The sequence below is a fragment of the Arcicella lustrica genome (assembly GCF_034930985.1).
Lineage (GTDB): Bacteria > Bacteroidota > Bacteroidia > Cytophagales > Spirosomataceae > Arcicella > Arcicella lustrica.
In genome coordinates this window covers 52,184-77,239 of sequence record NZ_JAYGIM010000011.1, presented here as the reverse complement: position 1 = coordinate 77,239, position 25,056 = coordinate 52,184, and the positions used below count along the sequence as shown (strand labels likewise).

Genomic DNA, 25,056 nt, shown 5'->3' with positions numbered 1-25,056 from the left:
GTGTGAATTTTGAGTAAAGGACATGATACTGATACTTCATATCATGTCCTTTAAATTACCCACGTTAAAATTTGTAACTGAGTGTTAAAAAATAAGCTCTTGGAGGTAAACTTAGTGTATAATACACGGCATTAGGATTAGCCTCTAAGTTCGCCTTTGTAAAGCCTTGGGTATTCAATGATGCTGGGAATGAACCAGGAGCAGACCATGACATTACACCATTTTGATTAAAGAGATTATTAATATTGGCTTGTAATGAAATGTTTTTGTTAACTGTATAGCCTACGTTTAGATTTGACTGATTGAATGAAGGTAGTTTAAATGTATTTGCAACATTTGCCATTCTACTACCCATATAAGACCAATCTATTGAAGCAAATAATTTACCTGTCGTATATGATGGCGATACTCGTAATATCACTCTTGCATTATTATCGGTTTCATTACCTGAATAATAAACAACTTTGTCATCTGCATTCCCATTCGCTCCTAAGTCCCAAGTACCATAATCAAGAGCGACTGATTTTTGAAATGTTGCCACTGCTCTTACGCTGAATTTCTTCGTAAAAGCATAATTTGATTCAAATTCAATTCCCTGTGTTTGGTATTTATTATACACAACTGGCGTAACATAAAGTGTTGATACATCGGCAGTTTCTTGTCCTTGAACTTGTTGAGGAACATTACTTAACAAGCTATAAAATGGCGTGATAAATAAGCTTGCATTGCCTTTTTTCAGTTTAATACCAGCCTCAACTTGTTGTATTTTCTGTGCAATTGGGTTAATAAAACGCTCATCAGCAGTAGCACTTACATTCAAGAACATGCTTAAATCTGGCGATTTACTTCCTTGCGAATAACGACCGTAAATAGCTAGACCATCATTAAACCTATAATTTAATCCTCCAGAAAACGAGAATGTTTCAATAGGTTTATCATAAGAATACTTTTTTGTAATTTTAGCAGAGTAGTTATCATATAATGTTAAAGGGTTTTTATCTGTACCGCCATCTGTTGCTGCAAATTGAGTAGCTATTTGGTTTGTTCCTTTTACACGAATTGTTTCATAGCGTACTCCCCAATCCAAGTTCAATTTTGGTGAAATTTCCCAGTTATGTCCAAAGAAAGTTGCTAATTGATTTTGTGTAACATTAAAAATGGATGTTGCAACACTTCTTCCCATTCCTCCAGTTATACCATCCGGATTTGTGACTTGGTAAACCACTCCTTTAGCATCTGTGTAGGTAATAGCTGTAGGGCTTATACGTGGAGAAGTCATTTGATTATACATTGTACCTACTCCACTTGGATTTTTACGGCTAATATCTGAAACACTATAAAAAATACCACCCGTAAAACTCATGTGGTTAATTTTTCTAGATAAAGTAGCATTTTCTATAAATTCATTTCCTTTATTATCAAAGACAACTAATGGATTGAAAATTAAAGAATTAGGAGAAGCATTAGCACCCGGCAAACTTCCATTCAATACACTAAATTTAATTCCTGCGGGTACACCATTAACGAAATTTAGCCCTTGATTTACCTTTAATAAATTCCGTCCAGTAGCTAAATCATTGAAATCATAAGTGCCAAATTTTCCAGCTAAATTATTTAATCCATAAAAAATCACATTATCCACTGCAATAGGATAAGGAACAGAAGTAGCATTCCAAAAAGATGATTTATCAGAATATTTGAATTTATTTTCAAAAGTCCATCCTTTTCCAAAATGTAAATCATAATTCAATGAAAAAGATAGCTCTTTAGAATGAATTTTATCCCTTGAATCAAAGGTCTGTTTTTCACCTGTATCATTGATTGTGTATTCAGCCGTAACAGGTGGAATCATCACAGAGTTGGTTTGCTCAAACCCTGGTACTAACTGAGGATTCGTAAAGCCTACAGTTGGTAAATATTCAAACCATGTATTTCTATCGTTCAAATATTTTGCATAAAACTTTACTGAACTGTTTTTAAAATGTTTTACTACGTTTGCCTTTACTTGTCCACCTTCATTCATTGGATAACCCGGATATCTTGCCCCATCATTTTGTCTCCAGAACCCCCCAATATTATACGTTAAGGTCTTATCTTTTGATAAAGGTCCACCAAAATTTGCTTCGAAACGATAGTAAGGGTTTATGCCATTTCCCTCTAAACCATATTTGCCCCTTACTTCGCCCGCAAATTCAGTTCCTCCTGTCTTTGATACGTAGTTAAAGATTCCTCCAGGGGCATTGTTGCCTAAAATAGAAGCTGTACCACCTTTTACTGCTTCAAGTTTCCCAATAGTGATATCAGAGCGCAAAAAGTAATCTGGACCAAAAGTCCCAAAAGTTCCATTAAATACAGGCAAGCCGTCTTCTTGCATTGAAACATAATAATAACCACTTGAGCCATCAATTCCTCCTGTTGTCACTCCACGAGAAGTAACAGTATTACGGATTTCTCCGGGGGCTGAATTGACAAAAACTCCTGATATATTTTTTAGTAAATCTGCCGCACTAAGTGGGGCTTGCATCTGTATTTGTCTTGTATTCAACACAGAAATGGCAACAGATGACTCCATACGGCTACGTTTGTCGAATACTCCTGTTACAACAACTTCTTCTAAAGCATCAACATCTTCGAGAAGTTCGATTGTCAAGGAAGTTCTACCTGATAAAGTAACCTCCTTTGTTACATAACCGACAGAAGAGATGACAAGAGTACTGTTGGGGTCTGTCACTTCTATTTTAAAATGACCAGATAAATCTGTAATTACACCCTGTTTTGTTCCTTTCACCATAATCGTTGCTCCTACTACAGGTTCTTTTTTCTCGCCAATAATAGTTCCTGTGATGGAAACACTGATTTTTTTCTCATACTTAATTGCCGTAAGTCCAACTGATGCTTGAACTACGTTAGGCACAAATGCAGTACCTAATAGTACTAATCCTTGAAAAAATGATAATCTGAAGGTTTGTACATACGAGTAATAATTTTTCTTCATATTTTTGTATGTTTTGTTTTAGGGAAATCGAAATGAAACATTTTACTCTGAGTGTGAGTGGCCATACCCACACTCAGAATTAGTCAATGGTTATTTTGACCATTGACTAATTTTTTTAACACTAAACACTATTTAATTTGTACTCGATATTTTAATCTAGGATAGTTTATACTATTCTTTTAATCTTATACCTTTAGCATCAAACATTCCCATCATACTTCCTTTTAAGGTGTTTTCATCAGTTTTAGACATTTCCAAGTTTACATCATAACCACTTGAAGTGAAGTAGATTGTGATTTTGTCAGCGCTATCTTCAATTTTAGTAATAGCAATTTTTTCTTTGGTTGGGTTAGTTGGATCAGATAGTTCTCCTGTTAATTTTCCATCCTTACGAATTAAATTGGTTGAAAATTTAGCATCTCCATTAGGCGTTCCCATAACTGTAAATTCCCATTTCCCTACAAAAAAATCTTTGGGAGTAGTGCTTTGAGATAAGCCATTAAGGGTTATTCCGAAGAATAAAGTCAATAAAATAATAATTGATTTGTTCATTGTTTTGATTAGTTAAAGTTAAAAATTGATTACAAAAATTATTTAAGCATAAATTCCTTTTCAAAGCAAAGCACCAACTGTATCTTCTGCCGAAAGGCATCCTTTGTGTGAGTTGTACTTTGTCAAAATCTCAGCCCACTCATTAGCCTACTCTTAACAATATACGTAGTCATATTTAGTATCAACTGAAATATGAAACTCAATTGTAAAACATTTGTATGAGTACTAGCTATACCTAATTAGGTATAGACTTATTTGAATACATGCACAGTCATTTCATCATTTATTTAATTATTCCATGACAAAATTATAAAAAAAAATCATATTGTATATTTTTTATACTATAAATTTTATTTTTTTAATACATTTGTAAGCATAAGGATTTTTACAAGAATCAGAGAGTCATATCTTGAGTAGGAAAGGCATTAAAATGACGACAAGAAAAAAAATCTAAATAAGTGTAATTTTGTGCGATATCACCATCAAACTGAAATGCAGTTTGATAATCATTTAATGATGGAATTTTTGTTTTTGAATACTTATTAATATTCAAAAACAAAAAATACATACACTAATAGTGTGTAATTAGTCAAAAACTAGTATCTAACTTAGATGAATTGATAGAGATTACTCCAATTCATTCATATAAATAAAACATTTAAAACTTCATGGAATTAAAAAATTATGCCCCAAGTAAACTAAATTATATTCATCAAATAACCATTGATTGTGTTATTCTGGGGTATTCTAATAAAGAGATAAAAGTATTAGTTCCTAAACTAATATTTAATGGGGATTTTTTTGCACTACCAAGTGGATTTGTCTTTCAAGACGAAGATGTAGATGATGCCGCAAAAAGAATTCTTCATGAAAGAACAGGACTTGAAAATGTATATTTAGAGCAATTTCAGGTATTTGGACAAGCTAAAAGAAATAGCACAGCTTTCCTTGATAAGTTAACGGCACTCAATCCTGATATTGTGAGTGATCAAAATATGGCTACCAGAGAACATGAATGGTTTACTAAAAGATTTATTTCTATTGGATATTATGCTTTAGTGGACATTAACAAAGTTGTGCCACAAAAAAGCTCATTAGACCAATCTATTAGTTGGTTCAATATAAAGGACATACCTGAAATGATTATGGATCATAAACAAATTGTTATAGAAGCAAGAAATGCTCTAAGAGTAGATTTAGACGAAAAAATAAGTGCATTTAAACTACTTCCAGAAACGTTTACGATTAAAGAAATACAGGAGTTGTATGAAACTATTTATGAAAAAGAGTTCGTAAGGACTAATTTTCAGAAGAAAATATTAGAATTGAATGTATTAGAAAGGCTTGAAAAAAAATATACAGGTGCAAAAAATAAAGCACCATACTTATATAAATTTAAAAGTTAGCAAGTGTAATTAACAAAAACATATTTCTCCACCCTCCCTAAAAATTAACTACAAAAGATTTTGAAATTGAAAACTCAAGAAAAAGAGTTGATAACTGTAAAATCTATGGATTTTTAATTTTCCTTTGGATATTACTAAAATATTAGTGTTAAGGTAATAGCAAATTCATAAAACGTATTTTAGCATAACGTTTCCTTTTTAAGATTATGCTAAAATACGTTTTAATTCACCTTAATTGAGACATAGTTGCTCAAATCTTTTGAGTAAGAAAAAATGATTACGATGACTAATGTTCAGACTATCTAATTAATGTTGGTAATAAGTAATCTTACTTTGAACTAAAAGGCTCAAGAACATGATGTCAAAGATTATCTATAGTTAAATATTTTTTAGAGAGAGTACATGAATGTTATAAACTAAAATTTGTATCTTAAATCACTATAAATCCTGTATCGCTATTTCAAGGCAAGACACCTTTGTTCTAAACCTCAATTAAGGAAAAACAACCTCTTTATTATTTCGCAAATTTCTCTAATTCAATGTTGAACTTTCCCATTTCTTCAATAAATAAGCCGTGTCCACTATTTTCAAATCGAATGATAGTCGAATTCTTAAGACCCTTTTGCATTTCTGTAGCCAAAGCAAAGTCACAGATTTTATCTTTCACTCCGTGGAAAATAGCTACTGGTATCGTTATTTTACTCAATTCTGGACGTAAGTCAGTGTCTCTCAAAGCGATTAGACTTTGTGTTGTTGCATAAGGAGATGCTTCCAGATTGATTCCTCCCAACCAATTTCCCATTCCAGCTGATACAGATGTTTCAGAGGCGGCAAATATTTTACCGAAATTCTCTAATAATTGAGGTCTATTGGTACGGCTCAAATCAATGAGTTCATTTACTTGATCCTTAGTAAATCCAATGGCAAAGTCGGCTCTTTTAGTCCAAACAGGTGCCGCAGCTCCAAACAAGGCAAGTTTACTCACATGAGCGGCGTTGTGTCTGGCAACATAATGTAATGATATTGCACCTCCCATTGAGAAACCTCCCAATGTTGCATTTTTGATACCCAATTGGTCTAAAACAACTTTAATATCATCAGCATACACATCATAATTATAAGCTCCAAATGGTTTGTCTGACTTTCCAAAACCTCGTAATGTAATACCAATAACTCTAAATCCTTTCTGAACCAAATATTGGTATTGATATTCATACATGGCATCGCTTAATGGCCAGCCGTGAACTAAGACGATAGGTTTGCCATTCCCAAGGTCAGTTACATGTAGGCGTACATTTTTTTCTACTTCTATGTACTCTGCTCGGCCTTCCGAAGCTGGCACTCTTTTGTTTTGGGCCATTAGGTTGTTAGTAAAAAGAGAAACTAAAATTGCGATTGCTAAAACTGACTTTTTCATTTTGTTAATAATTAAATTGTTTATGATTATTTTGATGATGCAAAGTTCTTCCAAATAGCGAAGCCCATCAATGGACGGACTTCGCCTTGAATTGCACTTTTTGCCCTAATCATTGAAAATGAAAATATAGAAATAAAAAAAGCATGAATTGAGCTTCATGCTTATCAATTAATCGATTCAAAAAGTCAGAATTGCTTTCGAAATGATGTTGGAGATGTTCCCGTATTTTTAGTAAAAAATCGGACAAAATAGGCATCGTCTTCATAATTTAAACTATAAGCAATTTCTTTAACTGATAGTGAAGTATGAGCCAACAGGCGTTTACTTTCTAAGATTATCCGATTTTTGATGATATCGTTAGGAGTATCTTTACTGAGTAAACCTATTTTTTTGCTTAGGTTTTTTGGAGTGATGGATAGCATATCAGCGTAATCTGCCACAGTATGATGTGTTTTGTAATGCTGTTCGACCAATTTACTGAATTTCCTCAAAAACTGAACATCTAAATGTTGTTCAGTTTCAGCTAACTGATGCTGTTGCTTCCAAATTCTTGTCGATTTTAAAATAATTAGCTTTAATAAAATCCTGAGCATTTCTTCTGTACTGGCATCTTGCGATTGCATTTCAGATTTTATGTCAGTGATAATTTTCTGAATATCCTTCGATTGATTTTCATCTAATTCAATAAATGGAACTTCAAAAACATTATTGTACAAAATACCATCGCAAGCTACTTCTTGGTCGTGGATTTCTATGCAGTAAAAATCTCTGTTAAAATGAATTAATTCAGCTCCTGCTAAGTCTATTTTCAATGGCTGTATTACTACTTGGGGATTCACAAATAGTAAGGCATCATGTGGCAGACTAAATTCTTGAAAGTCAACTTTAATCCCATATTTTTGAGGTATAAAGATGATTTTTATGTGGTCTTCTATGGTGTTAATCGACTTGGCTGTGTTGTCATACACAGCCAAGTCGATACTCCCAAATTGTTTGTAGTTAAATTGCTTAATCATATTGAATACATATCAGCCATAAAGGTATAAAAACAAATAAGGTTTTAAAAGCTAAAGTACACTACAGCCTCTTTGACTTGCAGCCACAAAAAACGCAGTTGTTAGCTACCCTCATTTGTCAGCCTGTTATTTTCAACGACTCAATAAGTCTGTCTTTTAATTGAAAATGATATGTTAAAACAATGGGACTTCCGGGGAAGTTGCCTGAAACTTCAGCTTTTAGTATTTCTTCTGTTGCAGAATATTCTAAAGGTTTCATAACGGCTTGATATTCATCATTGGCTTTTTTAATCCATTGTTTGATTTCCGTTTTTCCATTGTGGGTTTTTCCTTCGTCAAAAACTACAGCAGTTTCTGAAAAACAATTGGCATAAGCCACACTGTCGAAATTGTTTTGTGCATTGGTTAAATCTGCAATTACATTTGGTAAGTTCATATTCTTGATTTTTAGATGATTAAATAGTTGGTACTGTGCCGCCATCTATTACATAATTTGTTCCTGTTAAATAATTGGCTCTTGGTGAAACCAAAAAGCCAACAAATTCGGCCACTTCTTCGGGTTGGGCTGGGCGACCGAAAGGAATTCCCCCCAAAGCGTCCATGACACTTTGCTGAGCTTCTTCTACGGTGCTATTTGCATTTCTTGCAATCTCGCCCAACCAAGCTTCCGATGCTGTTGTATTTATCCATCCTGGTGAAACAGTTAGTACACGAACTCCTTTTGGTGTAACTTCATTTGATAAACTTTTGCTATAATTAATCAATCCTGCCTTTGCGGCTGCATAGGGCAATGTGGAATCATATAGTGGTAGTTTACCCTGAATAGAAGCTATGTGAATAATAACACCACTTTTATTAGCTAACATTTGTGGTAAAAATCCTCTGTCTAGTCGAACAGGAGCAAGCAAATTAGCTTGTAGGGTTGATTCCCAATCATCATCAGTTAATACAGCAAAACCACCAGCAGGAGTTACTGAAGAACCAAGGTTGTTCACAAGAATATCTAGTCTCCCATAAATCGATAGCACTTCGCTGACTACTTTTTGTGCATCTTCTGCCTTGCTTAAATCGGCAGGGATAAAATGCAAAGCACGGTTTTCTTTTTCGGGTACATTTCTTGCGGTAATAATAACCGTTGCACCAGCTTGTAAAAGCCTTTCTGCAATGGCTCTTCCAGCACCCTTTGTTCCGCCTGTTACCAAAGCAATCTTGCCTGATAATTCATTATTGAAATTAAATTCTTGTTCCATTAGTTGTTTTTTTGAGCAAATTTCAGCTGTACATTGATATAAAGCAATTACGGAAATACGATTCACATAGGGATAAATTTTTCCCCTATTGCACAGTTTGGAACTGTGGTTTAAATTTGTTTTATGTATGAAAGGAAAATTTTACCGAACCTAAATTGTGGTTTGGATTTGATTGGCGAAGTGCTTTATGGCAAATGGAAAATCCGTTTGTTGTGGTTTATCAATCAAGGGCATCAACGTCCAAGTGAACTTCAACGCAAAATACCTGATGCTTCCAGAAGGGTTTTAAATATTCAATTGAAAGAATTAGAAGATCACGACTTGGTTACGAAAAAAATATATCCAGTCGTTCCGCCAAAGGTAGAATATAGTCTTACCGAATTTGGTCAGACCTTGATTCCTGTACTTTCAGCTTTGGGGCAATGGGGAGATAAAAATGAAGAACATTTACGGTCGGTTATTTTAAAACGCTTAGATTTAGAAAGTCAGTAGTTTTTAAATCGCTATTTTACCTTTTAAATTTATACTGAATACCTCTGAAGTCTTATCCTCTGTAATTAAAAACAACATTTATATGCTCAAGAAAAACCTAATTATTGTACTTTTTTTCTCTTTATTATTGAATAAACTTACAGCTCAGTCCATCAAAAGTGATGGAAGTAAATATCCAGCAAATCGTATTTTGATAGCTCCAGAAAGTGTTTTTAAAATGTTTATTGAAGCTGGAATGGAGCCATCAAACCATGTATTGACAGCCCTTGAAAAAGAGAAAGTAGAACAAGCCTTTGCGATATTACCTCCATTGTATAAAAAAGTACTGAGAGAGCATTTACAGAGTATTAGTTTTATGGACAATATGCCAAATACAGCACTGACTTCGCCAGTTGAAACGGCTGATTCTACAAAACAATTTAATATTACTTTTCGAGCAGGTATTCTAAACGAAACAATTTCTGAGTGGGCAACATGGAAAGAAAAAACCATTTTTAACAATCCTGAAAATTCAGGATTCGAAATACTCATAGATGCGGGGAAATTAGATGCCATCCAATATGTTTTATTGCATGAGGCTACACATGTTGTAGATGCCATTTTAAACCTTGCGCCACACCTAGACAAAAAAGACTCTTTGGTTATACCTACAGCATTTACTAAAGATATATGGAGTAAAATGAATACACCAGTGGCAAAGTTTACTAATCCATTACTAGAAAAAACACGCTTCAGAAGTGGCAAAATTCAGCCAATTTCATCTGCATCAGAAATATACAGTAGACTCAAGAAAACCCCGTTTCCATCACTTTATGGAATGGCTTCATGGCATGAAGATATCGCAGAACTTTTGTCTATTTACCATCTGACCAATAAACTAAATCAACCATTCGTAATTTATATTAGAGAAAAAGATAAGGTCATAGCAACATTTGAACCGATGAAGAATAAATTAGTAAAAAAGAGAGTAAAGCAACTCCGCTTTTTTTACCATACCGATAAGACAACTAAAGTATAAAATGGAAAAGTGGCGGTTATCTTTAGTTTGTCTTTTCTCGCTAAAAGTTGCATAAATAGTCATAGTGTGTCTATTCCCAATTCAAACGCTTCTTCTAACCAATTGATAAGAGTAGAAGAAAATCAAAAAAAGTTTTTCTAATATATCCATGTTCGTTTGATTGAAATCATATTTTTAGCCCTTATTTACCCTTACTTAACAGATATCACTAAATCTCTTCGATCAATTACTAAATCTATTTGACTACCTTTCGTTTCCCTCTCTCCTTTCGTTCGCCAAGAGTATATTTCGCTGGCTACCCCTCCAATATTCAATGCTCTTTTAATCTGTGGAATATGAGCAAAATAAACTTGCTCAAAAGCAAGTCTCGACCATGTTCTAAAAGCTGGATTATCTATTTTATTCAACCAAATATTGGGCTCATATTTACCAGCCTTATCAATAAATCGAAAATAGAAAAGTGTATAAAAATCTGAAATACAATAACCCGAGTTAGCCAATTTTAATCCAAACTTAGGAAACTTAGCAATAAACCCACTTTCTTCTAATTCATTTAAAGTTTTGGTCATTGTACCGCCAGAGGCAATGTTTGTGTATTTTACTAATTCTTCTCTGTTCAAAGCCCCACCCTTTTCAAAAAGTGTTTTTAAGATTAATTCATGTTTTTCGGCATCTCTAAATAAAGAAGAAAAGATATAGCTAAACTCTGTTTTAAGTTTTCCATCATTTCTAAAACACAAATCTTCAATATTTTGCATGGCACTCTTCCCCGCCTCTACTTGGTCTAAGTAATAAGGAATTCCACCCATTACCATATATAATTGAATGATTTGATAATGGTCTAAAACAATATTTTTCTGAGCAAAATAACTTTTAGTTTCTTGTAAATTGAATGGTTCAAGTTTAATTCTTTCAGTTACTCGGTTATATAATCCTCCAGTATTTTTAATTAAATTATTAAGCATTCAATAATCCGCTGAACCGCAAACGACAAGTAAAACGTCAGTTCTGCCACTTGCCCAAGCATTCCAAAAAAACTCAAGCCCATCATAAAATCAGACTTTTTAGTATCCATCCACGGCATTTCGGCAATGAATATTATCTTCTTTGAAGTTGTTTTTTTCTGCTCTAATTCTTTGATTAAAAGGTTGAAAGCCTCTAACCAATTGGCAGGAACAACATGAGAACCAGAGAAGTAGTTATTGATAAAAATAGTAAAATTCGTCAACTGCTGTTTGGTATTACCTTTGGCAAGACCCGTTGCGTAAAAGTCAAACTCGTTTTTGAAGTAATCTCTAATTAAAAACGTTTTTCCTACCCTTCTTCTACCATAAATTGCCAAAAATTCTGATTGAGTAGAACTCATTAATCTGTCAATTTTTTGAATTTCTCTAACTCTACCTATTAATTTCATCGTCTTTACTTTCATTGATAGCCAAAAGCAATAAAAATAAAGCATTTTGGCTGTTAATTGTTATTTTTTTAGCCAAAAATTAAATACTTGATAATTTTGGCTAAAAACAATGAAATAGGACTATTTATTTCTTAAGCAGAGACATCTTTACTGAAAGATTAAACCTTTTCAGAAGATATTGATTTTAAAGTACCTAGCACCAAGTTTAGCGCAATTTAGTAAAACTAAACAAAGTAAAATATTATCAACTTTTAAGAAAGATGTTATTCAAAAACTAAGAAATGATTTCGAAATTATTGATGAGCAAATCACCGTTAATAATGGTAATAAATTTGTAGCCGTTGAGATAAATTACCCTACATTTTTCAGTTGTGCAGAGGCTTTAAGACCGCATATTTTACTTGGATTGACTGTTGCAGAACTTTTATTGTCTCCGGTAAATCTACCAGTTTCTTCTATGATTAATCAAGTAGCGAAGAGACAAGTAGAAATAAGTAACATTGGCTGTATTAATCCTGTTGAAAATGCTGCAGATAAATTAAGTGCTATTACTTGGCGTATTGCAGAAAGAGTAATGGGGTAGTTGAGGGGGATAGCCCTGATATTGTAAGGCATATTCACGATTTAGCGATAGATAAGCCTAAATTTCCAGAAATAGTACTATTTGCAATGGAATATTTGCAACGGAACGAGATAAAAATCGTTCTGAGGTTATAAAAAACTTATCAGCAAAAGAAAAGCTTTCTAACGTGTTAAATATTATTTCCTCAGATGTAGAATATATTAAAAAATATGAAAGCGTTGTAAACGCTATGTCTTATGCAAATAGTGATTCAGTCCCTACTTTTAAAGCCGCTCTGGAAGATGTGGGAGAATTGGTTAATTTGTCAATAGGTTAGTTAGAATAAAGTGTAATGCAACGGAGGAGATAAAGATAATGCTTAATACCCATAGGTATATAGCCTCTGACTATCAATTCTTTGGGTAAGAAATGGGATGAATACAGTCCTTTACAAATTAAGTAATGAAATCTTTTTACAGATAATGAAACCATATTTTGAAAGAAATAGAATGTTTTTTTCTATTAATCATAAACGAAGAAAAGCCTCAACAATACAAATCTAATTTGATTACAAGATTGATGACGAAACAGGTCAATAAGAAGTGGAGAATTTCAGTTCCCTACTCTGCTTTTCTCTTCATCGCCAAAACTGTTGGTAGTTCTTTTTATATTTCCTCCAAAACTCCTGGAATAGGTTAATTTGATGACCCGATAAAAAACGGTTTCATCACGCCAATTAGAAATCGTGTTGATGTCAAAGGCAATAGGTGTCATGCCTCCGTTGTGGGAATAAACACTAAACGAACGAAAAACATCGGGCAAAGTAAGTAGGAAAGTCCCATTGTCGTTTTTGAGTTTTTTACCAATTCCTACATTAGCTACGCCGAAAGCTTTGATTTTATTGGGGCCTTCAAAATAGGGGAAATTATACCATCCTGAAAGCTCAATTTCGAAGTTTTTAGGTAAATTGATTTGTTGTGAAATATTCAGATTTTGAAATAAATAACGCTTTTCGGTAGGAAATTGACTGTAAGAAACCTTATAATCTCTGAGAGAAGTGAGGCTATTCAATGTAAATTTCCACCATTTGGTTATCTGCAATGGATAGGTAATAAACAAATTCAGACTTTTCATATAATCAAGATTTTGAGGTGAAGAAATTCCCATATCTTCGGTGGCATTTGATGTAATCTGATACCTCAAAATCGGATTCAAATCATATTGAGCCGAAATGCCAACACTTAACCCATTTCTTGAATACTCAACTTTGAGCATATCAGAAAGAGTTGGTTTGAGAAGTGGATTTCCCGAGAAAACAAAAGTAGGGTCGGTATAAAACAAATTAGAAATCAAATCGGTATAAGCGGGGCGACTAATTCTGCGACTGTAATTGAAATTTATCGACGTATTTTGATTAATGGCATAAGTATAAAGTATTGATGGAAAGAATTTTGAAATCTCAAATGGGTCTTCTTGATTGCTAAAATTCCTCTTCCAATACTCATAACGCAAACCCAAAAGAAGATTAGTCTTAGCATTGAGTAAAAGTTTGACCTGAGAATAAGCCGCAGCTATCTGTTCCTGACTTTTGAGTTGGCTTTGAGAACGTGGGTCGATTTCCCAACTATCATTTACTTTTCTTTCTACTTTGCTATCGTTTTCGTTTTTTGCATAACTCATTTTTATGCCAAAATCGGCATTGATTTTTTCACTAAACTGAGTACTCAAATCAGTTTTAAAAACTCCCACATGAATTTTTGAAACACTTTCACCTCTATTTCCAAAAGTAAAAATTGAAAACTGTGGTTTGATGGGTTGCTTCTGTTTATCAAAATATTCTGACGTGATAGTGGCAGGGCTATTGTTGGTATAATTAATGTAGGTCAAATCGACATTGAATTGCGTTTTTGGTGAAAAATTTTGTTTGAGATAGGCAGATGAAATATTATTTTGTTTGGTTGTCAATCCATCAGAAAGCATCATGATTTCGAAATACTCTCCATTTTTAGGCTGATAAGTACCACCGTTATTCACCAAATTTTGTGATTTATCAAAAGCTCCTACAAAATCAACCCCAAGTGTAGTTTTAGGGTTGGGTTGATATTGTGCTGCAAAATTTAGATTATGAGTATTTTGGTATCGACGAGTAATCCCATAAAAAGTGTTAAAGGTTTCTCCCAACATAAACGAAATCCCGGCGGTTCCGTCTCCTTCATACCCAGATTTACGGACATCATGGTTGAAAGAATACGATGTGTTCAGATTTAGCTTTTTATATCCTTTAGCAACCCCGATGGTGGTAACAGCTTTCTCTCTAAAACCATAACCTGCTGTGGCTGAAAAATTGATTTTTGTACCCAATGTTTCATTACTCTTGAAAATAATATTGATAATACCTGCTCCACCATCGGCATCGTATTGGGCAGTGGGAGAGGTAATCAATTCAATTTTTTCGATATTATCAGCCACTGTATTTTCAAGCAAAGCCATAATTTCCTCAATGGGCATTTGTACTTTTCTACCATTAAACAAAACCGTTACTCCATTTTGACCATTGAGGCTAAACTGGTTATTTCTTCGGTCGGTGATAACCCCTGGCAACCTTTCAAAAACTTGCAAAGCGTTGCTTCCCTTAGTCAATAAACTACTTTGGATATTGATGATTTTGCCGATGGGTGTAGTTTGAATTAATTCCCTTTTGGCTGAAATCGTTACTTCTTCCAGTGTATTGTTTTCATCCTTTAGATAAATAGTTTCTAATTCTATGATTTTTGATATATTGCTGATATTAAATACTTTGGAGACGTAATTTTCATATCCTATAAAACTTGTTTTAGTGAAAAAATCCCCTGTTTGTGTGAAATTTAAAGCAAATACGCCAAGTTCATTGGTAGTTGTGCCTGCTACGATAGACGAATCCTTAGCTGAATATAAAATGACATTGGCGAAAGCAATCGGTTCATTTTTGATATTCTGAACCTTGCCACTTATTTGTCCAAAAGCATAATTGGTTATCAGTAAAAAAAGGAATAGCTTTTTCATTTTCTTGTTTTTTGATTCAAAGAAAATAAAAGACTAAATTGAACATTTCTGAGATTGACGAACTATCTGTTTAGATTGATAAAATGTAGCGTTTGCGTGTTTTTGCATTTGGTCATTTATTTTATACACTTTGTCAATCACAAGTCATACTTTATATCAAAGTGGTTAATTTTCATTTTTAGACTAAAATGCAAAACTGGTTTTTCAAATATAAACTTCATCATATCCCATTTTGGATTGCCTATCATCTGCTTTGGATGATGATAAATGTAGGTAATTTTGATGGCGTAATTGGGTATCTTTTTAAAGGGGAATTACCGATTAAATTTATCGGATACATTATTTTTCAAGCAGCAGGAGCCTATTTTAATTTGTATTATCTGATTCCTAAATTTTTGTATGTGGGCAAATACCGCAGCTATATTTTATTAGTTATTCTTACGGTTTTGATTTGTTCTGGTTTTATTACTTCGGGCTATTTTTTGAATGCTTATTTATCAAAACTGACCTTTTTTGAATTATTCAATAAACGTCCTGACCAATGGTTTATCATTTTTTCAACGGCTGCTTTACCTTCTACGGTAGGCTCTATGACGTTGGCCATGAGTATAAAATTGGGCAAGAACTGGCTTAATGCAGAAAGGAAACGTCTTACACTTGAAAAAGACAATCTTGAAACCGAATTGAAGTATCTGAAATCTCAAATCAATCCCCATTTTTTGTTTAATACCATCAATTCTATTTTTGTTTTGATTCACAAAAACCCCGATTTAGCATCTGAATCGCTGGCAAACTTTTCAGAAATGCTTCGCTATCAGCTTTATGAATGTAACGATCAAGAGATTTTATTGAGCAAAGACTTGCTATTTTTAGAAAATTTTATCGAATTAGAGTCTTTGCGTATTAATGAAAATCAGACCGAACTTTTATTTGAAATTGACCATGAATCGGCTCAGGGAGTAAAAATTGCACCGTTCATTTTATTACCCTTTGTCGAAAATGCTTTCAAGCACGTTTCAAAAGGAAAAACCCAAAAGAATTTCATAAAACTTAAATGTTCGGTAAAAGAGTCGGAGGTTTTTGAATTAAGTATTCAAAACAGTTATCATGCAGAAACAAAAATTGAAAGTTCAGGAATTGGTCTGAAAAATGTAAAAAGAAGGTTAGATTTGGTTTATCCAGAAAAACATCATTTAGAAATTGAAAAAGAAACTGATTCATTTAGTGTTAGTTTGACAATCAATTTAAATTAACCCATTTGTAAATGAAACTTAGATGTGTCATAGTAGATGATGAACCATTGGCAAGTGAAGGCCTAACTAAATATGCTGAGGTAATTGATTATCTCACTCTTATCGGTGTTGCCGAAAACCCCATTGAGCTCAATAAAATCCTTGAAAGACAAGCTGTTGACCTTATATTTCTGGATATTCAGATGCCCCATATGACAGGACTCGATTTTCTGAGAATTAAGACCAATCTCCCAATGGTCATACTGACTACCGCCTTCCCCAATTATGCTCTGGAAGGTTTTCAGTTTGATGTGGTAGATTATCTGCTCAAACCAATTACCTTCAATCGCTTTTTTAAGGCTGTCAACAAGGCCAAAGAATTATACTCTCTTAAAAATCAACCTCTTAATTTATCTCCTCAGAAGAGCGAGCCTGATTATCTTTTTATCAAATGCGAAAGTAAATACGAGAAAATTCTAGTTGACGAAATATTGTTTGTACAAGCACTCCAAAACTATGTCATTATTTATACCAATAAAGGTAAATACATGACCCTTTTACCCCTTAAAACAGTAGAAGAATATCTTGATTCAAATACATTTTTGCGGGTTCATAAATCTTATTTGGTAGCTATCCCGAAAGTTGATGGTATAGAAAATAATGAAATAAGTATTCAAAATCATATCATACCCGTAAGTAGAAATCTCAAAGAGCGAATAATCAATATGGTAGTAAAAAACAAATTGCTGAGCAAATAAATGCCTGTATTGGAGGGTTGTTAGAGGTATCAATACTATTTTATCTTCACGGCTAGGCTTAGGGTAATGGCGTTGGGAAAAACGTAAAGGGGTACGCCCATATTATTCAGATTTTTGATTTTAAACGGCTCAACGTTTCCTGTGAAATATTGAGGTAAGAAGCGACCATTTTATTAGGCAATCGTCTTACGATGATTGGGTTTTCATCAAGTAGTTGACGGTATTTTTCGGTAGCATCTTGTGTCAGGAAAGACATCAACCGTTTGGTATTGTTTACGTAGGCTTTTTCGAGGTAATAGCGGTAAAATTTCTCCCATTGAGGAATGATGTCGAGCAGATGGTAAAAATCTCTGTGCGTGATAAAAAGCAGTTCCGAATGTTCGGCAGCCTGTATAAATTCTTTGGAGGGTTCGCTAGTAATGAAACTTACCAGAGCTGTTGCAAACTGGTTTTCAAAAGCAAAATATCGGGTGGCATCCTGCCCATCTTCATTAATGAAAAATATCCGCAAGCAACCTTTGCTAACGAAGAATGTCCGCTGGCTGGTTTGTCCGTGGGTGACTAGCAGTTCATTTTTCTTTAATTTTAAGGGTTTAAAATAGGAAAGAACGGTCTTTAACTCGTCTTCACTGACTTTAATTTGGCTGTTGATGTAATGTGTAAGTTGTTCGTACATTTAATTTTTTAGGTTACTAAATTACTCTTTTACGGCTAATTTTTCTGCCAGTTTTCGGGCATTGGGTATAATGAGGAAGGCTGCTGCATACGCCACAGGCAACATTACGCTCCAGGCTTTTAGGAATTTGAAAAACCATTCTTCACCAAAACCATAATTACGTATCAGTCCTACAAAGGCCATAATCAATGTCATCGGAATGACTACAAACAAAGTGTTAATGTACTTAAAATGTTTCTTTTTCATTTTTTGACTTGTTTAAGATTAATGATGGTGCAAATTTGCAACGCTTATTATTTTCAAACTTTGACTTAGGTCAAAAAATGAGGTCGTGGGATTTTCAAGTTTAAGGTTTACACTTCTTCCCAACCGAAGCCGTTCTACTTGATTTTGGCATTGATAGTATAGAATGATAAATTTAGATGAATTTGAAAAATACTGCTTGAAGTTCGAAGTTTATTTTATAGCTCCAAATAAGTTGAAAAACTTAAAAGTTTTTGTTCTGCCATTATTTCGAAAAGATTCTTGCCTTCTGCAAGGATAGGTAAAATCTTTAATCTATTTGATAAGACTTTAAACACGTTGGTTGGTAGGCTCAAAGTTCTGGTAAATAATACAAGAGTTTACGAATTTATAGAAAAAGGTACTTTACTTAGATAATATTTGATTATTAGCTGATAATTATTAAATATATTAAACACTGTTCAAAAAAAGTTGTCTCAAAATTTTTTTTTGAACAGTGTTTAATATATTTGTGCATCAAATAATGTTTAACATGTCTATATCGAAAAGGAAAGAACAGGAAAAAATAGAAATGCACAAACGAATACTGAATAGTGCGCGTAAGATTTTCCTTGAAAAAGGCTACGAGCAGACCAGTATCCGCAACATTGCCAGTGAAATCAGTTACAGTCCAGGTTCAATATATTTTTATTTTAAGGACAAGAGCGAGATTTTTCATGAGCTTCATAAAGAGGGGTTCCGCTTGTTTTTAAGCCAGATGAAAGCGTTGGATGTCATAGCAGACCCTTATGAACGCTATAAAGCGCTGGGCCTAGTATTCATTCGCTTTGCACAAAACCATACTGATTATTATAATCTGATGTTCCTAGTGAGTGAAACAGGGAAAGCACAAGGAGAAGGATTTCAGATCGCACAGGAAGCGATTGAGCATTTGTCCGGCGTGATACAGCAATGCCAGGATCAAGGAAAATTTGTGGGGTTGAACAATAAGTTTTTTACATTGATGACGCTGTCTTTGGTACACGGTATTTGTTCACTGTACTGTAAAGACCGGATGTCGGGTTTTTTTGAAAAATCAAGTGAGGAGTTGATGCTGCACGGATATGAAACTTTTATTGCATTGATAGAACTGAAGTAAGGTCAGGAATATTTAAATTTTAGTCAGAAAGAGTAAGCGTTATTATAAGGCCAGTTGCGACAGGATGTTTTTCATCCTGAAAAAATTGGCCTCTTCTTTTAAATTTTAATTAAACAGTGTTTAAAATTATTACAGTGAACAAGTTGCTAAAAAAATCAGGCGCTTGGAAGGCGGCGCTTTCGTTTCCAATGCTTGCTATGCTAGCCTACCCATCTCAGGGACAGAGCAGGCTCCATAATTACATCATCGAAGGGCTTGGGGCAAACCAAAGCATCAAACAGCAGAATTTTCTGCTGGAAAGAAACGTGCTGGCCCTAGCAGAAGCCAAAACCATGTTTCTGCCCAGCGTTTCATTTTCTGCTACCTACACCAAGGCAAGTGGCGGACGAACAATCGATTTCCCAACCGGAGATCTTTTAAATGGGGTGTATTCCACGCTCAACCAGCTTACCAGTACCAACACTTTTCCTAATTTGCAAAACCAGAGTATTAAGCTGTTTCCCGACAATTTTTATGATGCGAAATTCCGCACCACGTTGCCTCTTATCAATGCTGAACTGGTTTATAACAAGCGTATCAAAGGCCAGCAGGTAGGTCTGCAAAAAGCAGAGGTGCTTGTGTATAAGCGCGAATTGGTAAAAGAGATTAAAACCGCTTACTATCAGTATGCCAAAGCAATTAACGCCGTTAAGATCTACGAGTCTTCACTTGGACTGGTTCAGGAGAGTAAGCGTATCAATCAGGCGCTTTTTGATAATGAGAAAGTGAATCGGACTGGGGTAATCCGTAGCACCAATGAAGTAACGAAAATCAATGCATCGCTGACAGCGGCCAGAAAAACTAAAGAGTCAGCTAGGTATTATTTTAATTTTCTGCTCAACCGTACGCTCACCGATAGTGTCCAGATTGATTCCATTACCAGCTTGCCGGAACTTAGTCTACTATCTGCTGGCGATGTAGCAGGAAGAGAAGAGCTTGAAAAACTTAAAATTTCCAAAGACATCAGTACCAACCTGACTGGGCTTGCTAAATCCTACATCATCCCCAGGGTAGGAACGTTTATAGACCTGGGTTCGCAGGCATTTGAGTGGAATTTCAATAAAAAGAGCCGCTACTACTTCTGGGGGGTATCACTGGACTGGGACCTTTTTGCTTTTGGAAAGAATAATTACAAAATCAAAAAAGCAGTCGCCGAACAGGAAAGCATTTCAGCCCAGTCAGACTACATCGCAAAGCAATTACTAACGGAGCTGAAAGTACGCCAAAATGAGATGCAGAGTGCGATAGCGCAATACCAATCTGCTCAGTCGCAACTGAAAACCGCCCAAACCTACTATAACGACGAACTGAAATTATACCGGGAAGGTGTGGCAATTTACATTGAATTGCTGGATGCACAAAACCAGCTAATCAATGCCCGTCTGGATGCCAATATCGCGCTATTCGACATCTGGATTACCCATGCTTCCATAGAACGCGCCAATGCCAGTTTTACTTTTCAATAATTTAAAAACATAGTATATGAAAACGATACCATTAATAATTTTGGGAGCTGTAGTCTTTCTGGGCTGCAAACAGACACCCAAAGAAGAAGTCCATTTCGATGAGAGGGAAGCGATTCCTGTGAAAGTTTCAGTGGTAAGCTCACTTGACGTTTCGGGAAATATCAGTGCCACAGGTCTTGTGAGCACCGAACACGAAGCAAAGTATAGCTTTAAAATTGGAGGGGTGATTAGCCGTATTCTAGTCGAGGAAGGACAATCTTTCAAAAAGGGGCAATTGCTGGCTGTCTTAAATGCCACAGAAATTGCGGCGGGTTTGAGTCAGTCGAACTTAAATGTTGAAAAAGCGCAACGCGATTATGACCGGGCTGTAAATCTTTACAGGGACAGTGTGTATACCAAAGAACAGTTGCAGAATACCAAAACGCTACTTGATATAGCAAAAAAAGGGGATGAAGCAGTTTCCTTCAACGAGCAGTATTCCAGGATTTATGCCGCTTCCGATGGTTTTGTAGCCCAGCGACTGGCCTCGGAAGGTGAGGTGATTGCACCAGGTAGCCCTGTTCTGATTATCAATGAGACAAAACAGGACAAAAGCTTTCTGCTCAGGGTTGGGCTTACCGATAAGGAATGGGCTTCTGTTTCAGTCGGACAAAAAGCAACGGTTACCTTGGATGGCTATCCGGACAGACCAATTGATGCTTACGTACAACGGAAGTCTCAAACTGCCGACGTAGCTGCGGCATCTTTTCAAGTGGAATTGAAATTGAAACTAACCGACATTAAACCTGCCGTGGGCATGTTTGGGAAAGCACAGATTGCTACCGGAAAAGCGCAGCATGTGATGAGCATTCCCTATGATGCCTTGGTGGAAGCGGACGGATACACGGCCTATGCATTCATTTTAAATGGCTCTGGAAAAGTAAAGAAAGTGGCCGTTGACATTGCCAGTTTCGACAATAAAACGGTGTATCTGAGAGACGGGCTAAATGCAACCGACCAAGTGGTTATTTCTAATAGTGCTTACCTGAATGAAGAATCTAGAATTAAAGTAATCTCAAAGCAATGAAAATTACCCGTTTCGCTGTTAAAAATTATCAGTTCACCCTGATTATTTTCCTTCTGGTTGCTGTTGTCGGCGTGTTGACACTGCTTACCATGCCACGTTCAGAAGATCCCACTACCCATCCGCCACAATATCTGGTCACGGTAATCTACCCTGGCACGAGTCCAAAGGACATGGAAGAACAAGTGGTAAAACCCATAGAAAATAAAATTTACGGTCTGGAGAACATCGACAAGATCCTGACCACGGTGGAAGACGGCGTAGCCGCAATCCAGATCAAGTTCAAATATGGTGTCGATGTTGATAATAAGTACCAAGAAATTTCCACGGAAATCAACGCCTTAAAAAACAGCGAGCTTCCCAAGGAGATTTACCAGATTAAGACCGAAAAAATTGCCTCATCCGATGTGAAAATTATTCAGGTTGCGCTGATATCAAACACCGCATCATCGAAAACATTGAGGGACAATGCGGATATCTTAAAGACCAAACTGGAAAAAATCACCAACCTGCGGGAAGTGAAATACACAGGGATGCCAGAGCAGGAAATACGTATTGATATGCAGTTAGATAAGCTGGCGCAGTTAAAAATACCAATGAACCTGGTTGTGGGCAGTTTGCAAAGTGAAGCGGCAGACATTCCAGGCGGAAGTATTCATGTAGACAGCAAGGTTTTCAATGTCAAAACCAGCGGCAAGTTTAAAAATGCAGAAGATGTTGCTAATTCGGTCATCTACAACGCCAACGGAAAAATAGTTTACCTGAGGGATGTTGCTAGGGTGAGCTATAAAGACGGTACCGTCAGCCACATTACCCGGATTAACGGCCAGCGCTGTATTCTGGTTACCGCAGCAATGAAAAATGATGTTGACATCAGTCAGGTTAAAAAAGAGTACACGCCTGTATTGGAAGAATTCAACGAAACATTGCCTGAAAATATCAAAATGGTCAAAAACTTTGACCAAGCAGATATGGTTTCAAAGCGGTTGGGGCATCTAGGTTTTGATTTCGGGCTGGCCATTTTACTTGTGATAGTTACGTTGTTGCCGCTGGGTTTCAGACCATCGTTGATTGTAATGATCTCGATACCGCTTTCTTTGGCCCTTGGCCTTATTGCGATGAACCTTTTAGGCTACTCGCTTAATCAGCTTAGTATTGTAGGTCTTGTTGTAGCATTGGGCTTGCTTGTTGATGACAGTATTGTAGTTGTTGAAAATATTGAAAGGTGGCTCAGAGAAGGGCACTCCAGAAAAGATGCAGTCTTAAAAGGAACCAGTCAGATTGGGGCAGCTGTTGTAGGTTGTACCGCAACGCTTGTCATTGCGTTTTTACCATTGGCTTTCCTGCCTGATATGGCTGGAGAATTCATACGAAGTTTGCCGATGGCCATCATTACCAGTGTACTGGCATCGATGATCGTAGCACTTACACTGGTACCTTTTATTGGAAGCAAGATCCTGAAAACCCATGACCACGGAGAGGGTAATTACTTTCTGCGAAAATTGCAGGGCTTTTTGACCTATTCCTACCGTGGCATCATGCCCATGGCTTTGAAGTGGCCTAAGGTTACGATTGGTATATCTCTTGCATTGAGCGTACTGGCATTTTTACTGTTCCCACTGGCAGGTTTTAAACTTTTCCCTACCTCAGAAAAACCGATGTTTCTGATCAACATTAAAATGCCCCTGCAAGCCAATATTACAGAAAGCGATAGGGCTACAAAGCTGGTGGAAACGGAGCTAAAAAAACATGGAGAAATCATTTATTACACTTCTAATGTGGGAAAGGGCAATCCGCAAATTTATTATAATGTTCACCAGCAGGATATCAAACCGGATTTTGCACAAATTTTTGTGCAGTTGGAAGAAGAAACAAGCCCAGATGCTAAGACAGAACTAATCAAAAGATTAAGAGGCAAGTTTGGCGATTTCCCTTATGCAAAAATAGAGGTGAAGGATTTTGACCAGGGCACCCCGATTGAAGCCAACATCGTGGTACGGGTTTTCGGAGTCAATCAAGACACGCTACGGTCCCTTACATTCAAAGTGGAAGAGATACTGCGTAAGCATCCCGGCACCTTTTTCATCAATAACGAGCTCAATACCTATAAGTCGGATGTGAAGATTAGTATCGACAAGGAAAAAGCCAGAACATTGGGCGTAATGACCAGTGACATAGATAAGGTGATTAGAATGGCCGTTGCTGGACTAAATGTCGGAGATTACATTGATGACAGGGGCGATGCCAGAAATGTGGTCATTACGATCCCGCGTGAAAAGTTTTCAAATCTGGATGCACTGAAAAACCTTTACGTCAATAATATCCAGGGTGTTCCTGTGCAAATAGATCAGATTGCGACCATCGGTTTTGAAACCTCACCAACCGCCATCAACCACTTCAACAAGTCGAGGTTTGCAAAGGTTACTTCGCTGACAAAGGACAACCTGCTGGCCAACGATATTTTGAAAGATGTTGTACCGCAGCTTAACAAGTTGAAAATGCCGAAAGGATATTATTACAAATTGTCTGGTGAGGCCGAATCAGAAGGTGATGCACTTGGCGGAAATTTTCTATCGGTCATTATCTTGAGCACATTCCTGTTTATTGGCGTCCTGTTGTTACAGTTCAAAACCTTCAAGGGGATCATCATTGTTTTATCAATCATCCCATTGGGTGTTTTGGGTGGTGTGGTATTTCTGCTACTGACTGGAAATCCGATGTCGCTTGTTTCGATTATTGGGTTCATTGGACTCTCTGGTATACAGGTCAAAAACTCATTGCTGCTTGTCGACTTTACCAACCAGCTCAGGGAAGAAGGTAAAAGTATAGAGGAAGCGATCAGCATTGCTGGAGAAACCAGATTCCTGCCCGTTGTACTTACTTCAATAACTGCTATATGTGGGCTGATTCCTATTGCCATGAATCCCAATCCGCAGATTGCACCACTTGCCATTGTATTGATTGGAGGACTAATCAGCTCAACCATACTATCCCGGATTGTTACCCCGGTGATGTACAAATTGATCCCCCCAAGCCTTGATAATGACATTAATAAGGACTAACATAAAACGGTACAAAATCAGATGAATGGAAATGCAGGAGTCTGCGGGATTTTCTGAAAGAAAACTTCATTGATAAAAACAAGCTCGGTATTTCTACGGGGAAGGTTTTTACTCGTACCCAAACCCGGCATATCAGCATGCTGATTTCCTGAAATAGAGCATAATCTTAAATATACCCAATGGAATGACATTCAAAACTCAAATATTACTAACAT

At 35.9% G+C, this 25,056-nt stretch carries 21 protein-coding genes; 10 read left to right on the top strand and 11 right to left on the bottom strand.

What is annotated here, in order from left to right; translation table 11 throughout:
* Positions 1–64 precede the first annotated feature (64 nt).
* Together VB798_RS14890 and VB798_RS14885 are read right to left on the bottom strand one after the other, a co-directional pair.
* Positions 65–2,995 carry a TonB-dependent receptor gene (locus VB798_RS14890; RefSeq protein WP_323259677.1) on the bottom strand — a complete coding sequence of 977 codons (2,931 nt, stop codon included), beginning with the start codon at positions 2,993–2,995 and terminating at the stop codon, positions 65–67.
* Positions 2,996–3,166: 171 nt separating this feature from the next.
* A complete protein-coding gene (locus VB798_RS14885; RefSeq protein ID WP_323259675.1) occupies positions 3,167–3,547 on the bottom strand; it encodes a hypothetical protein in 381 nt (126 codons plus the stop codon).
* 668 nt (positions 3,548–4,215) lie between these two features.
* Between VB798_RS14885 and VB798_RS14880 the strand changes: the two genes are divergently transcribed.
* A complete protein-coding gene (locus tag VB798_RS14880; protein ID WP_323259673.1) occupies positions 4,216–4,953 on the top strand; it encodes an NUDIX hydrolase in 738 nt (245 codons plus the stop codon).
* 514 nt (positions 4,954–5,467) lie between these two features.
* Here the strand turns inward: VB798_RS14880 and VB798_RS14875 are convergent.
* The 4 genes from VB798_RS14875 to VB798_RS14860 form a co-directional block, all read right to left on the bottom strand.
* Complete coding sequence (locus VB798_RS14875; RefSeq protein WP_323259672.1) at positions 5,468–6,370, bottom strand: alpha/beta fold hydrolase; 903 nt, start codon at positions 6,368–6,370, stop codon at positions 5,468–5,470.
* A 185-nt stretch (positions 6,371–6,555) separates the two neighbouring features.
* Positions 6,556–7,386: a helix-turn-helix domain-containing protein gene (locus VB798_RS14870; protein WP_323259670.1), complete on the bottom strand. Its 831-nt coding sequence runs from the start codon at positions 7,384–7,386 to the stop codon at positions 6,556–6,558.
* Between the two features lie 118 nt (positions 7,387–7,504).
* Positions 7,505–7,822, bottom strand: a complete 318-nt coding sequence (locus VB798_RS14865; protein ID WP_323259668.1) for a nuclear transport factor 2 family protein — start codon at positions 7,820–7,822, stop codon at positions 7,505–7,507.
* A gap of 19 nt (positions 7,823–7,841) precedes the next feature.
* On the bottom strand, positions 7,842–8,636 hold the full coding sequence (locus VB798_RS14860; RefSeq protein WP_323259667.1) for an SDR family oxidoreductase: 795 nt from the start codon (positions 8,634–8,636) through the stop codon (positions 7,842–7,844).
* A 123-nt stretch (positions 8,637–8,759) separates the two neighbouring features.
* Between VB798_RS14860 and VB798_RS14855 the strand changes: the two genes are divergently transcribed.
* Both VB798_RS14855 and VB798_RS14850 read left to right on the top strand, forming a co-directional pair.
* Entirely contained in the window at positions 8,760–9,128 is a 369-nt protein-coding gene (locus VB798_RS14855; RefSeq protein WP_323259665.1) for a winged helix-turn-helix transcriptional regulator, read from the top strand.
* Positions 9,129–9,210: 82 nt separating this feature from the next.
* Positions 9,211–10,146: a hypothetical protein gene (locus VB798_RS14850; RefSeq protein WP_323259663.1), complete on the top strand. Its 936-nt coding sequence runs from the start codon at positions 9,211–9,213 to the stop codon at positions 10,144–10,146.
* A gap of 191 nt (positions 10,147–10,337) precedes the next feature.
* Here VB798_RS14850 and VB798_RS14845 read toward each other — a convergent pair whose 3' ends face one another.
* Both VB798_RS14845 and VB798_RS14840 read right to left on the bottom strand, forming a co-directional pair.
* Positions 10,338–11,111, bottom strand: a complete 774-nt coding sequence (locus VB798_RS14845) for an AAA family ATPase (protein WP_323259661.1) — start codon at positions 11,109–11,111, stop codon at positions 10,338–10,340.
* Entirely contained in the window at positions 11,096–11,512 is a 417-nt protein-coding gene (locus VB798_RS14840) for an ATP-binding protein (protein WP_323259659.1), read from the bottom strand. The genes VB798_RS14845 and VB798_RS14840 overlap by 16 nt, the downstream gene beginning before the upstream one ends.
* A gap of 226 nt (positions 11,513–11,738) precedes the next feature.
* Between VB798_RS14840 and VB798_RS14835 the strand changes: the two genes are divergently transcribed.
* The gene (locus tag VB798_RS14835) at positions 11,739–12,143 is read left to right on the top strand and encodes a hypothetical protein (protein ID WP_323259657.1); all 405 of its coding nucleotides are present in this window, start codon (positions 11,739–11,741) and stop codon (positions 12,141–12,143) included.
* Between the two features lie 591 nt (positions 12,144–12,734).
* Here VB798_RS14835 and VB798_RS14830 read toward each other — a convergent pair.
* Complete coding sequence (locus VB798_RS14830) at positions 12,735–15,164, bottom strand: TonB-dependent receptor domain-containing protein (RefSeq protein ID WP_323259655.1); 2,430 nt, start codon at positions 15,162–15,164, stop codon at positions 12,735–12,737.
* Between the two features lie 188 nt (positions 15,165–15,352).
* On the opposite strand from VB798_RS14830, the gene VB798_RS14825 reads away from it, so the two are divergent.
* Both VB798_RS14825 and VB798_RS14820 read left to right on the top strand, forming a co-directional pair.
* The gene (locus tag VB798_RS14825) at positions 15,353–16,417 is read left to right on the top strand and encodes a sensor histidine kinase (RefSeq protein ID WP_323259653.1); all 1,065 of its coding nucleotides are present in this window, start codon (positions 15,353–15,355) and stop codon (positions 16,415–16,417) included.
* Positions 16,418–16,428: 11 nt separating this feature from the next.
* Positions 16,429–17,154: a LytR/AlgR family response regulator transcription factor gene (locus VB798_RS14820; RefSeq protein WP_323259651.1), complete on the top strand. Its 726-nt coding sequence runs from the start codon at positions 16,429–16,431 to the stop codon at positions 17,152–17,154.
* Positions 17,155–17,260: 106 nt separating this feature from the next.
* Here the strand turns inward: VB798_RS14820 and VB798_RS14815 are convergent, their stop codons facing one another.
* Together VB798_RS14815 and VB798_RS14810 are read right to left on the bottom strand one after the other, a co-directional pair.
* Positions 17,261–17,830 (bottom strand): Crp/Fnr family transcriptional regulator, encoded by a 570-nt coding sequence (locus VB798_RS14815; protein WP_323259649.1) that lies wholly within the window; start codon positions 17,828–17,830, stop codon positions 17,261–17,263.
* A 21-nt stretch (positions 17,831–17,851) separates the two neighbouring features.
* Positions 17,852–18,076 (bottom strand): DUF2798 domain-containing protein, encoded by a 225-nt coding sequence (locus VB798_RS14810; protein WP_323259647.1) that lies wholly within the window; start codon positions 18,074–18,076, stop codon positions 17,852–17,854.
* Positions 18,077–18,605: 529 nt separating this feature from the next.
* Here VB798_RS14810 and VB798_RS14805 point away from each other — a divergent pair.
* The 4 genes from VB798_RS14805 to VB798_RS14790 all read left to right on the top strand — a co-directional run bounded on the left by VB798_RS14805 (position 18,606) and on the right by VB798_RS14790 (position 24,841).
* On the top strand, positions 18,606–19,211 hold the full coding sequence (locus tag VB798_RS14805; protein ID WP_323259645.1) for a TetR/AcrR family transcriptional regulator: 606 nt from the start codon (positions 18,606–18,608) through the stop codon (positions 19,209–19,211).
* A 116-nt stretch (positions 19,212–19,327) separates the two neighbouring features.
* Positions 19,328–20,716 carry a TolC family protein gene (locus VB798_RS14800; RefSeq protein ID WP_323259643.1) on the top strand — a complete coding sequence of 463 codons (1,389 nt, stop codon included), beginning with the start codon at positions 19,328–19,330 and terminating at the stop codon, positions 20,714–20,716.
* A gap of 16 nt (positions 20,717–20,732) precedes the next feature.
* Positions 20,733–21,782 carry an efflux RND transporter periplasmic adaptor subunit gene (locus VB798_RS14795; RefSeq protein ID WP_323259642.1) on the top strand — a complete coding sequence of 350 codons (1,050 nt, stop codon included), beginning with the start codon at positions 20,733–20,735 and terminating at the stop codon, positions 21,780–21,782.
* Positions 21,779–24,841: an efflux RND transporter permease subunit gene (locus tag VB798_RS14790; protein WP_323259640.1), complete on the top strand. Its 3,063-nt coding sequence runs from the start codon at positions 21,779–21,781 to the stop codon at positions 24,839–24,841. Before VB798_RS14795 ends, VB798_RS14790 begins: the two co-directional genes overlap by 4 nt.
* The last annotated feature ends 215 nt before the right edge of the window (positions 24,842–25,056 follow it).